General features: G+C 62.9%; 9 protein-coding genes and 2 pseudogenes. 3 read left to right on the top strand and 8 right to left on the bottom strand.

Translation table 11 applies throughout. The features are described 5' to 3' along the window. Positions 1 to 11 precede the first annotated feature (11 nt). The 7 genes from AWB83_RS15815 to AWB83_RS15785 all read right to left on the bottom strand — a co-directional run bounded on the left by AWB83_RS15815 (position 12) and on the right by AWB83_RS15785 (position 8607). Positions 12 to 824: an oxepin-CoA hydrolase, alternative type gene (locus AWB83_RS15815; protein WP_087046501.1), complete on the bottom strand. Its 813-nt coding sequence runs from the start codon at positions 822 to 824 to the stop codon at positions 12 to 14. Continuing rightward, positions 817 to 1941 (bottom strand): acyl-CoA dehydrogenase family protein, encoded by a 1125-nt coding sequence (locus AWB83_RS15810; RefSeq protein ID WP_087046500.1) that lies wholly within the window; start codon positions 1939 to 1941, stop codon positions 817 to 819. Before AWB83_RS15810 ends, AWB83_RS15815 begins: the two co-directional genes overlap by 8 nt. Positions 1942 to 1951: 10 nt before the next feature. Then, entirely contained in the window at positions 1952 to 3160 is a 1209-nt protein-coding gene (locus AWB83_RS15805; protein WP_087046499.1) for an acyl-CoA dehydrogenase family protein, read from the bottom strand. Between the two features lie 12 nt (positions 3161 to 3172). After that, entirely contained in the window at positions 3173 to 4354 is a 1182-nt protein-coding gene (locus AWB83_RS15800) for an acetyl-CoA C-acyltransferase (protein WP_087046498.1), read from the bottom strand. Positions 4355 to 4368: 14 nt separating this feature from the next. Then, positions 4369 to 6489 (bottom strand): 3-hydroxyacyl-CoA dehydrogenase NAD-binding domain-containing protein, encoded by a 2121-nt coding sequence (locus tag AWB83_RS15795; RefSeq protein WP_087046497.1) that lies wholly within the window; start codon positions 6487 to 6489, stop codon positions 4369 to 4371. Between the two features lie 114 nt (positions 6490 to 6603). Beyond that, entirely contained in the window at positions 6604 to 7515 is a 912-nt protein-coding gene (locus AWB83_RS15790) for a LysR family transcriptional regulator (RefSeq protein ID WP_087046496.1), read from the bottom strand. A 147-nt stretch (positions 7516 to 7662) separates the two neighbouring features. After that, positions 7663 to 8607, bottom strand: a complete 945-nt coding sequence (locus AWB83_RS15785) for a GlxA family transcriptional regulator (RefSeq protein ID WP_087046495.1) — start codon at positions 8605 to 8607, stop codon at positions 7663 to 7665. Positions 8608 to 8805: 198 nt separating this feature from the next. Between AWB83_RS15785 and AWB83_RS15780 the strand changes: the two genes are divergently transcribed. Both AWB83_RS15780 and AWB83_RS15775 read left to right on the top strand, forming a co-directional pair. Continuing rightward, positions 8806 to 10089, top strand: coding sequence for an epoxide hydrolase family protein (locus tag AWB83_RS15780; RefSeq protein ID WP_087046540.1), 1284 nt, complete (start codon positions 8806 to 8808; stop codon positions 10087 to 10089). Between the two features lie 229 nt (positions 10090 to 10318). Next, a complete protein-coding gene (locus AWB83_RS15775; protein WP_087046494.1) occupies positions 10319 to 11650 on the top strand; it encodes an aminotransferase-like domain-containing protein in 1332 nt (443 codons plus the stop codon). A gap of 194 nt (positions 11651 to 11844) precedes the next feature. On the opposite strand, the pseudogene AWB83_RS15770 reads toward AWB83_RS15775, so the two are convergent. Continuing rightward, positions 11845 to 12542 (bottom strand): annotated as a pseudogene (locus tag AWB83_RS15770) (sulfite exporter TauE/SafE family protein). 769 nt (positions 12543 to 13311) lie between these two features. Between AWB83_RS15770 and AWB83_RS15765 the strand changes: the two are divergent. Next, positions 13312 to 14367: pseudogene (locus AWB83_RS15765) on the top strand (alkene reductase). Positions 14368 to 15333 lie beyond the last annotated feature (966 nt).

Below are 15333 nucleotides of genomic sequence, written 5' to 3'. Positions count from 1 at the left end.
GACAGATCCGTTTATGAAGACTGCACGGCCGCGCCGCGGCGCAACGCGGCGTAATCGGCGGGACGCTTGCCGAAGAACGCGCCGATGCCTTCGGCGGACTCGTCGTCGCCGAGCGATTCGGTCATGTAATCCGCTTCGAGATCGAGTTGCGCGTCGAGCGTGTTCTCGCCCGCATGGCGGCACAAGCTCTTGATGCGGGCAATCGCGCGCTCCGGACCGGCCGCGAGCAGTTGCGCCATCGCGATGGCTTCCGCGAGCGCGCCTTCGGGTTCCGTGAGCCGATTCGCGACGCCGAGCGCATGCATGCGTTCCCCCGTCACGGGCTTGCCCAGCAGACACAACTCGGTCAGCAATTGACGCGAGACGCAGCCGGAGAGAAACGCGGTCGCGCCGGCATCGGGCGAAAGTCCAACCTTTACATAGGCGACCGAGAACGACGCATTGCGTGCGGCAACGAGCAGATCGCACGCGAGCGCAATCGACAGCCCCGCGCCTGCCGCCGCGCCTTCGACCGCCGCGATCACCGGCTTGCTGCAATCGCGGATCGCGCGAATCATCGTGTGCAAGACTTCGACGCCGGCGCGCCGGTCCGTCGGCGTCATCGCGCGGCGTTGCGCGAGACGGTTCAGATCGCCGCCCGCGCAGAACACGCCGCCTGCGCCCGTCAACACGATTGCGCCGACGTCAGGATCGCGCTCTGCCTTTGCGAGCGCGGCCGGCAGCGCCGTGTACGTTTCCGCGGTGAGTGCATTGCGCGCGGAGGGATTGTTCATCGACAGCACTTGCACCGCGCCCTCGCGGCGCGAAAGGATGGCTTCATTCATGACGTTGGCTCCGGGTCAATGCGATATAGCGTTGGAGATGGTGATCTTCGTCGCCGAGTTGATGGTCGACCATCACAAGGCGCTTGGCGTAATGCGCGAGCGGCAGTTCCCACGTCATGCCAATGCCGCCGTGCATCTGGATGCTCTCTTCGGCGACCAGCGCGCCGATGCGCCCGATCGAGTACTTCGCCGCCGACAGCGCGCGCTCGCGCTCGATGCGCTCCGCGCCCAAAAGAGCGGCCGCGTTGATGACCGCCGAGCGCGCCTGCTCGATTTCGAGCAGCATGTCGGCCATGCGGTGCTGCAACGCCTGGAACGTCCCGATCGCGACGCCGAACTGCTTGCGCGTGCGCAGATACTCCAGCGTGTGTTCTTTCGCGACATCCATCGCGCCGAGCGCTTCCGCGCAGAGCGCGAGCACGCCCGCGCCGATCGCACGTTCGAGCGTCGCGAAACCCGCATCGCGTTCGCCGACGAGCGCGTGATCGTCGACGCGGACTTCGTTCAGACGCAGCTCGGCGGCACGCCCGCCATCGATCTTCGGATAGCCGCGCACGTCGACACCCGCCGCATCACGCGCGACGATGAAGAGCGAAATGCCGTCTTCAGCGTCATGCGCGCCGCTCGTGCGCGCCGAGACGAGGAAGAAATCCGCGTGCTCGCCCTGCTGCACGACCGCTTTCGCGCCCGTCAGTACCCAGCCGTTCGAACTGCGCACGGCGCGTGTCGAAACATTCGTCAATTCATAGTGCAAATCGCATTCTTCATGCGCAATGGCGGCGACGGAGCGTCCGTCGATCAGGCACGCGACGAGCGCCTTCTGCGCGTCGTTGCCGGCGTGAGTCAATGCATGGCCGACGACGAGCGCGCCGAGAAACGGCTCGACAACGAGGCCGCGCCCGAGGCTTTCGAACACGACGGCGATATCGAAGCCATCGCCGCCAAAGCCGCCATCGGCCTCATCGAAGAGCGCGCCGATCACGCCCAGTTCGGCGAAGCGCCGCCACATGTCGGCGCTGAAACCCGCCTCGCGTGTCTTGAAGTCGTACCGCTCGGCGACGAAGCGGTTCAGCGAATCCGCCAGCATGCGGCGGTCTTCTGTGTGCTGGAAATTCATCGTCGTGCCTTCACAGTCCCAGGATCATCTTCGAGATGATGTTCTTCTGGATTTCGTTGGAGCCGCCGAAGATCGACAGCTTGCGGTTGTTGAAGTACTGCGCGGCGGCGCTCGCGGCCCCTTGCGGACCGATGCGCGCTTCGTCATGACCTTCTTCGAGCGCTTCCTCGATGAACGGCTGCGCATACGGACCCATCGCGCGACGCATCAGCGATGCAATCTCCTGACGGATCTCGGTGCCGCGAACCTTTAGCATCGAGCTTTCCGCGCCCGGGACGCCTCCGCCCGACACGGCCGCGACCACGCGCAGGTTGGTCGTCTTCATGTTTTCCAGATCGATCTCGACGCGGGCGAGGCGCGCGGCGAAGAGCGAATCGTCGGCGAGCGGACGGCCGTTGCGCTTCACCTTCGCCGCGACGCGCCTCAGGCGCGCCAGCGCCGCCATCGAAAAGCCAACGCCCGCGATGTTCGTGCGCTCGTAGGTCAGCAGATATTTCGCGTACGTCCAACCCTTGTTCTCCTCGCCGACGAGATTGGCGGCGGGCACGCGCACGTCGGTGAAGAACACTTCGTTGATTTCGTGATCGCCGTCGAGCGTGATGATCGGACGCACGTCGACGCCGGGTGCCTTCATATCGACGAGCAGAAAGCTGATGCCTTCCTGCTTGCGCACGTCGTTAGCGGTGCGCACGAGGCAGAAGATCATGTTCGCGTGCTGCCCGAGCGTGGTCCATGTCTTCTGGCCATTGACGATGTAATGCTCGCCCTGATCGTCGATGCCGCGCACCGCGGTCGTCTTCACCGATGCGAGATCTGATCCCGAGCCAGGCTCCGAATAGCCTTGGCACCACCAGTCGGAGCCATCGAGAATGCGCGGCAGCCAGTAGCGCTTCTGGGCCTCGCTTCCGTATTTGATGAGCACCGGCCCGAGCATGTTCACGCCGAACGGCAGGATGCGCGGCGCGCCCGCGAGCGCGCACTCGTTCTCGAAGATGAACTTCTGCGCGGTGTTCCAGCCGGGGCCGCCGTATTCCTTCGGCCAGTGATTCGCGAGCCAGCCTCGTTCGTTGAGAATGGCGTGCCATTCGACCATGTCGTCGCGCGTGAGGCGCACGCCGTTGCGCGCCTTGTCGGCAAGCCGGGCGGGCAGCTTTTCATCGAGAAAGCGCACGACGCTTGCGCGAAACGCTTCCTCTTCGGGAGTGAACTTCAGATCCATGAATCGCTTCTCTCAATAGATTTCGAAGAGGCCCGCGGCGCCCATGCCGCCGGCCATGCACATCGTGACGATCGCGTACTTCACGCCGCGCCGCCGTCCCTCGATGAGAACGTGGCCGACGAGACGCGAGCCCGTCATGCCGAACGGATGCCCGATGGAGATCGCGCCGCCGTTCACGTTGAGACGCTCCGACGGAATCTCGAGCTTCTTCTGGCAGTGGATCGCCTGCGACGCGAACGCTTCGTTCAACTCCCACAGGCCGATGTCGTCGACGGTCAGGCCATGACGCGCGAGCAGCTTCGGCACCGCGAGCACGGGACCGATGCCCATTTCGTCGGGTTCGCAGCCCGCGACCGCGAGCCCGCGAAACGCGCCCAGCGGAGCGATGTTCGCGCGCTCGGCGGCCTTCGCGTCCATCAGCACGCAAGCCGATGCTCCATCCGCGTTCTGCGATGCGTTGCCCGCCGTGATGAACTTGTCCGGCCCTTTAACGGGCACGAGATTCGCGAGCCCTTCGTAGGTCGTGCCGGGACGGTTGCAGTTGTCGGCGGATACCGTCACTTCGCGATAGCTAACGACGCGCGTTTCCTTGTCGGTGACGGACATCGTCGTCGTGACGGGCACGATCTCATCGGCATAACGGCCCGCACGCTGCGCTTCGGCCGTGCGGCGCTGGCTTTGTTCGGAGAAGCGGTCCTGCGCCTCGCGGCTGATGCCGTAACGCTGTGCGACGATATCGGCGGTATCGATCATCGCCATGTAGAGCGAGGGCTTGTGCTCGACGATCCACGGGTCGAGCCCGCTCACGCCGTCTTCACGCGTGCGGATGCCCGAAATGCTTTCGACGCCGCCCGCAATCATCGCCGGCGCGCCCTCGGCGACGATGCGCCCCGCCGCCATCGCGATCGCCTGAAGGCCGGACGCGCAGAAGCGGTTGACGGTAGTGCCCGCGATCGACAGCGGCAGACCCGCGCGGATCACGGCCTGACGCGCGACGTTGCGTCCCGTGAGGCCTTCCGGATAACCGCAACCGAGGATTGTGTCCTCGATGAGCTCCGGATCGATGCCCGAGCGCTCGACGGCTGCACGCACCGCGAACGATGCAAGCGTCGGACCCGGCGTGATGTTGAATTCGCCGCGATGCGCCTTGGTGAGCGGCGTGCGTGCGGTGGAAACGATGACTGCTTCGCGCATGAGTTACTCCTGCGTCAGGCGGATTGATTGAGGCTCGCGAGCGTGGCGCCGCGTTCGACCAGATCGACGATGAGCGTCGACGGCTTCCAGAAGAGCGGATCTTCTTGCGCGAACTCGCGGATATCGGCGAGCACGCTGGCGAGGCCGACGGTATCGGCGTACTTCATCGGGCCGCCGCGATGACGCGGAAAGCCGTAGCCATGAACGAACGTGACGTCGACATCAAGCGGACGCAGCGCGATGCCTTCATGCACGACGTTCGCGGCTTCGTTGATCATCGCGGCCATGTAGCGGCGCATGATTTCGTCGTCGGTGAAGGTGCGCGGCGTGATCTCGGCGCGTTTGCGTTCCGCATCGATGATCGCTTCGACTTCGGGATCGGGTTTGCCGGTGCGCCCGCCATCGGTATAGAGATAGAAGCCGCGTCCCGTCTTCTGCCCGAACCAGCCACGCTCGCAGATGCGGTCGGCGATCTGCACGTAACGCAGCTTCGGATCGCGTGTCGCGGCGCGGCGCTTGCGCGTCGCCCAGCCGATATCGCCGCCCGCGAGGTCGGACACTTGAAACGGTCCCATCGGGAAACCGAAGTCGCGCACCGCGCGATCGATCTGATACGGCGACGCGCCGTCTTCCATCATGTGATCCGCTGCCGCGCGATAGATCGCGAGCACGCGATTGCCGATAAAGCCGTCACATACGCCCGCGCGCACCGGCACCTTGCGCAGCTTCTTCGCGAGGTCGAACGCGGTGGCGATCACATCCGCGCTGGACTGTGCGGGCACCACGACTTCCAGCAGCTTCATCACGTTCGCCGGAGAGAAGAAGTGCAGGCCGACGACATCGGCGGGACGCGAGATGCTCGCGGCGATCGCATCAATGTCTAGATACGACGTGTTGGTCGCGAGTACGGCACCCGGCTTGCACACGCGGTCGAGCTCGGCGAATACGGCCTTCTTCACGGCCATGTCTTCGAAGACCGCTTCGATCACGAGATCGGCTTTATCGAGCGCGTCATACGACGTGCTGCCATGCAGGCGCGCGAGGATATCGGCCTTCTCTTGCAGCGACATGCGGCCCCCTGCGATGAGCCTGTCGTAGACCTTTTCGACGAGCGCTTCGCCGCGCAGCAGCGATGCATCGTCGCGCTCGATCATCGCCACCGGTAGGCCCGCGTCCAGCAGCGCCACCGCGATGCCCGCGCCCATCGTGCCGCCGCCGATCACGCCGACGCTTCGTATCGCGCGCGGCTTCGCCTTGCGCGTTTCAGGCGCTTTGCGCGCCTCGCGCTCCGCAAAAAACGCATGAACCAGACCCGCGCGCTGCGGGCTGTCGAGACATTGCAGAAACAGTTGACGTTCGTGGCACAGGCCATCGTCAAAGGGCATTTCGAGTGCGGCCTGAACGGCATCGACGATCTTCATCGGCGAAAAGAGATGCCGCGTGCTCTTCGATACTTCAGTGCGCGCCGCTTCGATAGCCGTCCGGCTTGCCGTGCGATCCGCGAGTCCTTGCGCGTCGCGTGTGCGGCGTGCCGGAGCACGCGCGGCCAGCAGGCCTTGCGTGTAGGCGAGACCTTCGGCGAGCGCGTCGTCCGTTGTGGCGATTTCGTCGATGAGACCGAGCGCGCGCGCTTCCTTGGCGCCGATCTGACGGCCGCTCAGCATCAGATCGAGCGCTGCCTTCGCGCCGATGAGACGCGGCGCGCGCTGCGTGCCGCCCGCGCCCGGCAGCAAGCCGAGCGTCACTTCGGGCAGGCCGAGCTTCGCGTCGGACGACGCGATCCGGTAATGCGCCGCCAGCGCGACTTCGAGGCCGCCACCCAGCGCGACGCCATGAATGGCGGCGACCACCGGCTTCGCGCTCGCTTCGATGTAGTTGCAGACCTCGGGCAACGATGGCGGCACGGGCGGCTTGCCGAACTCGCGGATATCCGCGCCGCCGATGAAATTGCGGCCCGCGCCGAGCAGCAGCACGGCATCGACTTCGGGATGGGTATCGGCAGCTTCGATCGCTGCGCGCAACTGGGAGCGCACCTGTGCGCCGAGCGCATTGACGGGCGGATTGTCGACAGTGACAACGAAAACGCGGCCGTGCACTGCCTGCCTCACGGCATCCGCGGATGCTTCTGGGGTCATCGCCCTTGTCTCCGTGTAATGTGTGTAGGGCGATTGTGGGAGGCCGCTATTGCCTTGACAATCCAACTGGCGATTAACGCACTGTTAACTGAGACTTGACGATGGCGCTTCTTTTCAGGCCCAGGTTTGCGAGAGGGCGATGACTTCGGCTCGCAGAAAATCAATCAATGCCTGCGTCGCCGCCGAAGGATAGCGATTCGGCAGCGTCACGATATACAGCGTGTTTTGTGGCCCCAGCACGCGATACTCCGGCAGGATGCGCACGAATCCCTGACTCGCGGGCGCGTACTGGATATATGCCGGCAAGAGCCCGATGCCGAGACCTTGAGCCACGGCTTCGGTGAGAAACGGATAGTCGGATGACTGCAGCACGGATTGAATCGTGATCTCGTGAACGTCGTTTTCGTCCTGCCGGTGCGTGAGCGTCATCGTCACGCGCCGCTCCGGATGCGGCGATGCGACGAACGTCTGCCCCTGAAGGTCGGCGGGCGATTGAACGGGCCCATGCGCCTTCATGTAATCCGGCGATGCGTAGAGACGCCAGTCGATCAGACAGATGTCGCGCGCGACGCAATCGAGCGGCGGCGTGCGCGTGATTCTCAGCGCGACGTCGACTTCGGACGCGATCAGATCCTCGATGCGATTATTGAACGTGACATCGAGCGTGATGCCCGGATGCGCGCGCGCGAATTCGAGCAGCTTCGATCCGATGAACATTCGGCCGAAGCCCGTCGGCACGCTGATGCGCACGCGGCCGCTCAGGGTTTGCCCGAGACTGTCGATCGACGCGCGCGCCGCGCACAGATCTTCCAGCATGCGCTTGCCGCAGTCGTAGAGCGTGTGGCCGGCTTGCGTCAGCTCGAGGCTGCGCGTGGAGCGTCGCAGTAGTTGCGCATCGGTTTCGCGTTCCAGCAGCTTGAGCCGCTGGCTGATGTTCGCGCGCGTCATGTCGAGCTTGCGCGCCGCGGCGCTCAGGCTGCGCGATTCGACGATCTCGACGAACAGGCGGATGAGGTTCAGGTCCATGAGGCGTCAGTGCGTATCTATCGTTGTCCTGCGGCGGACAACGCATCATGCAATGCCGCGCGGAATTTTTGTACTGCGGGAGACAGGTACGTCTTGCGTCGATGGAACTGCCCGATGCGGCTTTCGCTCGACAGTAAGGGCCACCCTTCACGCAACCGCCGCGCGACCGTTTCTGCGAATCGCCTGAGGCGGCTGTCCGAACGCACGCGTGAACGCTTCGCGCATGCGCCGGGAATCGGCAAAGCCCGTCTGCTGCGCGATCTGCTCGACGCTATGGCGGCTTCGCTCCAGCATCAGCCGCGCCGCCTCCAGCCGCAATCGCTCGACGGCTTTCGCGGGCGACTGCCCCGTTTCTGCACGAAACGCGCGGCTGAATTGGCGGGGACTGAGACGCGCGACTTCGGCCAACTGTTCAACCGACAGCGACTGCGCGAGATGCTTCTTCGCATATGTCAGCGCGGACTGTATCCGATCCGACTTGGCGTCGATTTCGAGCAGCGCGGAATGCTGGGACTGGCCACCCGCGCGCCGGTGAGACACGACAAGCGTTTGCGCCACCGCTCGCGCGAGATCGGTGCCGAGATCGGCTTCTACCATCGCGAGCGCGAGGTCGATTCCCGCCGTCATTCCAGCCGATGTCCACACCGGACCATCGATGACATAGATCCGGTCCGCTTCGACGCGCGCCTCGGGATAGCGCTTGCTCAACGCGCGCGCATAGATCCAGTGCGTGGTGACCCGACGGCCATCCAGCAAGCCCGCCTCGCCCAGCACGAACGCACCCGTGCAGATGGACGCGACACGCCGGGCCGTTGACGCGCTATGGCGCACGAACTCAAGCAATCCCCGCGACGACGGCACGTCGGTCGGATCGCCGCCGGCGAAGATCACTGTGTCGAACGTTTGGTTGCCAAAAGGCTCGGTCATCACGGCCGGGCCGTCGACCGGTTGAACCGGCGCGCCGTTTTCCGACAGCGTGAGCGTGTCGTAGAACGGCTGACCGTACTTCCGGTTGGCGAACGAAAACACGGGCTGCGCGGCCAGCGCCATCACGTGAAATCCATCGAACACGACGAACGCGATTGTCGGCACGGTGACTCCTCGGTTGACGTCCTGAAAGCGTAGGTTCTACGTCCTTTGCGACATCGGCTGCACGCCATATAACTACGCTATGGATGCATGGAACGCGATTGATCTTTGACGCCGCATCGGCCGCAAAGCAGCATATCGACTCCTCCAGCTCCCATTCTAGTTCTCGTTCGGTTGGTCCAAAGTCAGGAAAACGTCATGATGAAAGGCTTGAAGTCCATCGTCGTCAGTGCTGCACTCGTCGCGACTCCGTTCGCCTATGCGACCGGGTCCGCGCGCGCCGCCGACGCTTCCCTACCGTCCGCCATATCCGGCGATGACGTGTCGATACGCCCGTTCAAGGCGCACTTCTCGGACACCCAACTCGCCGATCTGCGCCAGCGCATCGCCGCGACGCGCTGGCCGGATCCAGAATCGGTCACGGATCGTTCGCAGGGCGTGCAGCTAGCGAGGTTGCAGGCGCTCGTGAAGTATTGGGGCAACGGCTATGACTGGCGACGCGCGGAGGCGCAGCTCAATGCGTTGCCGCAGTATGTGACCACGATCGATGGCGTCGATATTCATTTCATCTGGGTTCGTTCGAAGAACCAGAATGCGCTGCCGCTCATCATGACGCATGGCTGGCCCGGATCGGTCTTCGAAGAACTGAAGGTCATCGGGCCGCTGACGAATCCCGTCGCATATGGCGGGCGCGCCGAAGATTCGTTCGATCTGGTCCTGCCTTCGATGCCCGGCTACGGCTTCTCCGGCAAACCGAAAACCGCCGACTGGACTCCGGATCACATCGCGCGCGCATGGGATGAACTGATGCATCGGCTGGGCTATCAGCGCTATGTCGCGCAGGGCGGTGACTGGGGCTCGGTCATCGCCGACAAGATGGCCGCGCAGAAACCGCCCGGCTTGATCGGCATTCACGTCAACATGCCGGCGACCGTGCCGCCGGAAGTCGCGAAGTCCCTGAAGGCAGGCGACCCGCCGCCACCCGGACTCGACGCCAAGGAAACCGCCGCCTATAAGTCGCTCGACAACCTCTACACGCGCGGCGGCGGTTACGCTGCGATGATGGTGACGCGTCCGCAAACCATAGGCTATGCGCTCGCGGATTCGCCGGTCGGTCAAGCTGCATGGATGTACGATAAGTTCTCAGACTGGACGTACAGCGGCGGCAATCCCGAGCGTGCGCTAACGAAGGACGAGATGCTCGACGACATCACCCTGTACTGGCTGACGAACACGTCGACGTCGGCGGCTCAGCTCTACTGGACGAACAACGCGAACAACTTCAACGCCGTCGACATTTCGATTCCCGCGGCCGTCACCGTCTTCCCCGGCGAGATCTATCAGGCGCCGCGCAGTTGGGCCGAACGAAGCTATCACGATCTCATCTACTTCAACGAAGTAAATAAGGGAGGTCACTTCGCGGCATGGGAACAGCCTCAGTTGTTCTCGGAAGAGATCAGAGCCGCGTTCAAGACCTTGCGCTAACGGTGTCAGTGCATATCGACATCGCCCGGCCGATGTGCGCGGCGTCGGCCGAATGAGACGTGTCGAGTCCGTGCAAGCTCGGGATGCTCGATGCTTGCGCCTGCAGCACCACGCCGTTCATCGACCGCAACTTGGCGATGCGCACGGCGTCCTCACGGAGAGCTTGTATGACAGTATGGTAGGGTCGATAATCGATACAATCAAATAATTGTCGTGGATACACTGAGCCGTGCCTGAGGCCCGCTACAAGCAAATCGTTGACCGCCTTGCAACTGACATTCGCGACGGCCGCCTACGTCCCGGGACGCGTCTGCCTACGCATCGCGAACTGGCTGCTCGCGAGGGCCTCGCCCTCGTGACAGCAACTCGTGTGTATGCGGAGCTACGCACGATGGGTCTGGTTAGCGGCGAAATCGGGCGTGGCACCTTCGTCAAGGAGCCTCTCCCCCGTGGTGAGGGGGTTGACTTGCATGCGTGGAGTTCACTTACGATTGACCTGAGCTTTAACTCTCCGTCTGCGCCGGGTCAGACCGACCTTTTCCGCTCAGCGCTGCGCCAGCTCTCGGCGGCCGGCGATCTGGAGTCGCTGCTTCGATACCAGCCGCACGGCGGGCGAGAGCACGAGCGCGAGACGGCGGCACGCCATCTAGCCAGCCGGGGTCTGGCAGCGACGGCCGCAACGACGTTGCTCGTGAGTGGGGCACAGCACGGACTGACGACGTCCGCCATGGCGCTGCTCGAACCCGGCGACGTGGTTGCCGTGGACGCACTAACCTACCCGGGATTCAAGCTGGCCGCCGAGGCCAATCGATTGGAACTCGCGCCGATTCCGGTCGCCGGGCGTGGCCCCGATCTGGACGCATTGACGGCCCTGTGCAAGCGACGACGCGTACGCGCCGTATACGCGATGCCTACGCTGCACAACCCGCTCGGCTGGGTAATGAGCGCCAGCCGGCGCCGCGAGCTTGTCAGCATCGCTCGACAACATGGACTGGTCCTCATCGAGGACGCGGCCTACGCGTACCTCGCTGAAGATGCTCCGCCACCGTTAGCATCGATTGCTCCGGAAACGACGGTCTATGTCTCAAGCTTATCGAAGAGTGTCGCAACGGGTCTGCGCGTAGGTTTCGTCTGCGCACCACGCGAATGGATTCCCAAGTTTGAACGGGCGATCCGGGCAACGACTTGGAACACACCGGCGACCATGACGGCGATCGCCTGCAACTGGATAAACGACGGCACGGTGGTGCGGCTCGAAAACGAGAAGCGGCGGGACGCCACGATGCGGCAAAGTCTTGCTGCCGAAGCTCTCGGCAAGCTCAGGACGATCACCCATCCCGCCGCGTACTTCATCTGGATTCCTCTCGCGCAGGAAGTTCGCGCCGACGCTGTCGCGATGGCGCTGATGCGCGAACGCATCTCGGTTTCGACCGCCCTGCCCTTCGCTACATCGACTCAGGTACCTCACGCCATTCGACTGGCGATTGGGTCGGTCGATCTGCCCACGCTCCGACAATCGCTGAAAGCAGTGGCTCGCGTTATTGCGGAACATACCTACTGACGCAGGTTTGCGAGGGCGCAGTCTGTCCGGCAGGATCGGACGACGACTTTGCCGCCTTCCCGACGGCTTCCCCGGTAAGCCGCCCTGCAACATGCCTTCCCTGGGCTCATCGCGCAAAACGCACTGCGGCATTGGCGACATATCGCATTTCCGAATGCCCGCGCGATGCGTTCACCGATGCGTGCTGCTGATATTCATCGCAGATACCCGGACGCTCCATCCCACAGCAACTTCATGGCCGTGACCAGGAGCAGGCCGTAGCAGGCCCTGTACATCTGGCGCTGGCCCAACCTGGCGTGCAGGCGCCAGCCCAACCAGACGCCAGACGGAACGGCAAGCAGGCAGATCGCCATCAACGTCCAGACGGTGGTCGCCGGCCTGGCCAAGGCCAACCAAGGTGCCGCCTTGATGATGTTGCCTACCGTGAAGAACAGGCTGGTCGTACCGGCGTAGACCTGCTTGCTGAGGCCGAGCGGCAGCAGATACATCGCAGCGGCGGTCCGCCAGAGTGCGCAACCATGGTAGTAACGCCGGACGTCATACCAGCGGTGACAGCCCGGGCCGACGAGCGTGGCCGAACCGCGACCTCTCCACCGCGTGAGAACCACAAGCCGACGAAAATCAGTGTGACTGCTGCCATCACGATGGCGATCGCGCGATGATCCAGCACCCTAAATAGCAGGTAGCCGACGCCAATGCCGACTACTAGCCCTGGCACCAACACAAGGAGGTCGGGCTTGGACCACGTCGACGGCTTCCAGTAACGAAGGCTGAAGAGATCCATAGCGACAAACAACGGAGCAAGCAGGCCGCCCGCAGTCACCGGATCCATCACAAGCGACAGCAGCGGAATACCAACGATGGCAAAGCCACCACCGAAGGCACCTTTCATGAAGCAGATGAGGAAGACACCCGCAAATGTGACGAGGATGGTGGTGGCGTTCAGTTCCATGTTGCGATTCCCTTCATCGACCAAGAGCGATGCCATCGTAGTCTGGTCAATCACGACAATCAAACTATTGTCATGGATACAGAGTTATTTCCAATGCGAGCATCCGCCAGCAACCGGTGGATTTCCCGCCGATCGAAGTCTACGGAGGCATAAGACGCCGCTGCTACGCTCACCTGTGTGCTCGCCGTCCTTGTACGCATCGGTTGTACGCGACGCGGCACACTTCTCGTGACGCATACATCACCCTCGTACGCATGTCGAAGTGTATGCACGACAATTGATTGGATGTATTGCTTGTCAGGTCTACGATGGTGCCGTTTCGCTGATCTCATCGAAGGACCGTTTGACGAGTCCGGCGTGCAAGCGCCTCGCGTGTCTCTCAAGGCAGCCGATATGGGACAGACGGAGGAGTCGTGGATGACTTGCCTGCCCAGCACTTTGCCCTGTGATGGATGTGCATGTATGCCGGGCTCATCGACCGCACCTGGAGGTTTGAGTCTGCGGTTCAACACCGCACGGGTCTTGTCCATGGCGCAGAGAGGGAACGCGCCGCAGCAGTCACCGACTTCGTGCCCGATCCTCGCCCATGCACCGCGACCATGAATCGGAGAACATCAACCCGCCGTGGCAACAGAAAAACGTCTGACCCCAGGGCTATATCTAAACCCCATCACATAACACTCGCTCTCGCATGAAAGGCAAATACTTTGTGAATACCCTTTTCGATCGCATCCGCATCGGCGACCTCGACCTGCCCAACCGCATCGTCATGGCGCCGCTGACACGCTCACGCGCCATCGGTGGTCAACGCGTCCCAAACGCGCTGATGGCTGAGTATTATGTTCAGCGCGCCTCTGCCGGCCTGATCATTTCAGAAGCCACTGCGGTGACGCCACAAGGTGTCGACTACGCCAACACGCCCGGGATCTGGAGCGATGAGCAGGTGCTAGGCTGGAAACAGGTCACCGACGCAATACACGCTGTCGGGGGCTGCATCTTCCTGCAACTGTGACATGTTGGCCGAATCTCGGACCCAATCTTTCTGGACGGCGATTTACCAGTGGCGCCGAGCGCTATCGCCGCCGCCGGACATGTGAGCCTGGTCCGGACCGAGCGCGCATACGTCACCCCGCGCGCTCTAGAAACCGAGGAGATCGGGGGTGTGGTTGCGGCCTTCCGGCAGGGCGCTGAAAACGCAAGGAAGGCAGGATTCGACGGCGTGGAAGTTCATGGTGCCAACGGTTATTTGCTTGACCAGTTCTTGCAGGACTCCACCAATAAGCGCACTGACGCCTATGGTGGTCCGATCGAGAATCGCGCCCGACTGCTGCTCGAAGTCACAGACGCCTGCGTCGCCGTATGGGGCGCCAACCGGGTTGGCGTACACCTGTCGCCGCGCGGTGACGTGAAATCGATGGGCGATTCGGATCCTGCGGACACCTTTGGCTATGTCGCACGTGAACTCGGCAAACGCAGCATTGCCTTCATCTGCGCGCGCGAAGCGCTAGGCAACGACCGACTCGGTCCCGCACTGAAAGCAGCGTTCGGCGGCGTCTATATCGCCAACGAACAGATGACGAAGAACACGGCCGAACGGTTGCTCGCTGCCGGTGAGGCGGACGCCGTGGCTTTTGGGCAAATGTTCATCGCCAACCCGGACCTGCCGCGGCGACTTCAATTGGGCGCATCGGTCAATGAGCCGCGGCCTGAGACGTTCTATCAATCGGGGTCGGATGGGTATACCGACTACCCGGCGCTTGCCTGACCGTATTCATCGACGCCTCCAAGCTTCCCACCAACGAGGTATTTCTTTGGACGACCGCGCTAGACGCAGTGGTTGTGCGACAAGGCAAGAACAGCAAACGACGGCCCTCGGGCGTAGAACCAGCAGTCACGTTCCCGGAAAAGCCACTTTGTGGCGCATGGGGGAAGCGTCCGGTCCCGTTTCGATCCCGATCCGCATCATCAGCAAAACGCGCGGACGGAAGTGCGCCGCGCATACAGTACGCTTGGCAAAACAGGCGGCATGAGTGCAGCGACAATCATTTGACGCGCGCCCGCATCGCGGATGAACGCCGACGATTCCCGCGAGAACCGAGCTTGCCCCTCGGTACCATGACTACGTGAACCCGCGAGTTGCGCAATCGCGCGTCAAATCATGGACACGACAACGCAACTTCGCAAAATCACGATTCCTGCTTGTTCGTTCACGATTCGGTCGCAGAGTGGCGGCGAGCGCAACGGGAAGTCCCCGTCGGGTGCCACAAGCGGTCCGCATGTGACCGCCATCCGTAGCCGACAGTGGGCCCATTGCCGTCATCTCTGCTTTCGCGTTACCGCAATGATGCCGCGATCGTTCACGAGATTGCGTCTTCGATTCGCGAGGCCCATTTTTTGTCTCCTGTTGCGCGTGAGAGCATGGTCGATGCGACGAGAGGTTCTTCATCGCAGGCAGCCGACGCATACGTCAGTCAGACGTGCCGGCCACTTGAGAAACAGTTCATGAAACTCGCATCGCATGCTACGGCTGGAAGGCCATTCGAACTCTCACGTGAAGGTCACTACGAGGACGCATGGATTGAGTTTGTGCATTTCTGTAAATATCCACATGCACGGTCATTCTGCTTCGCATCGGCGAGCCGCACCGGGCCTGCGGCGGTAAAGGTAGTTGCGTCCCGACTACAGCGGTTACCGGATAAATGACGTCACGAGCACCAATCGCCCTTCCAGC

The sequence above is a fragment of the Caballeronia ptereochthonis genome (assembly GCF_001545075.1).
In the GTDB taxonomy this organism is placed as follows: Bacteria; Pseudomonadota; Gammaproteobacteria; order Burkholderiales; family Burkholderiaceae; genus Caballeronia; species Caballeronia ptereochthonis.
This window is presented reverse-complemented; position numbering and strand designations above follow the sequence as displayed.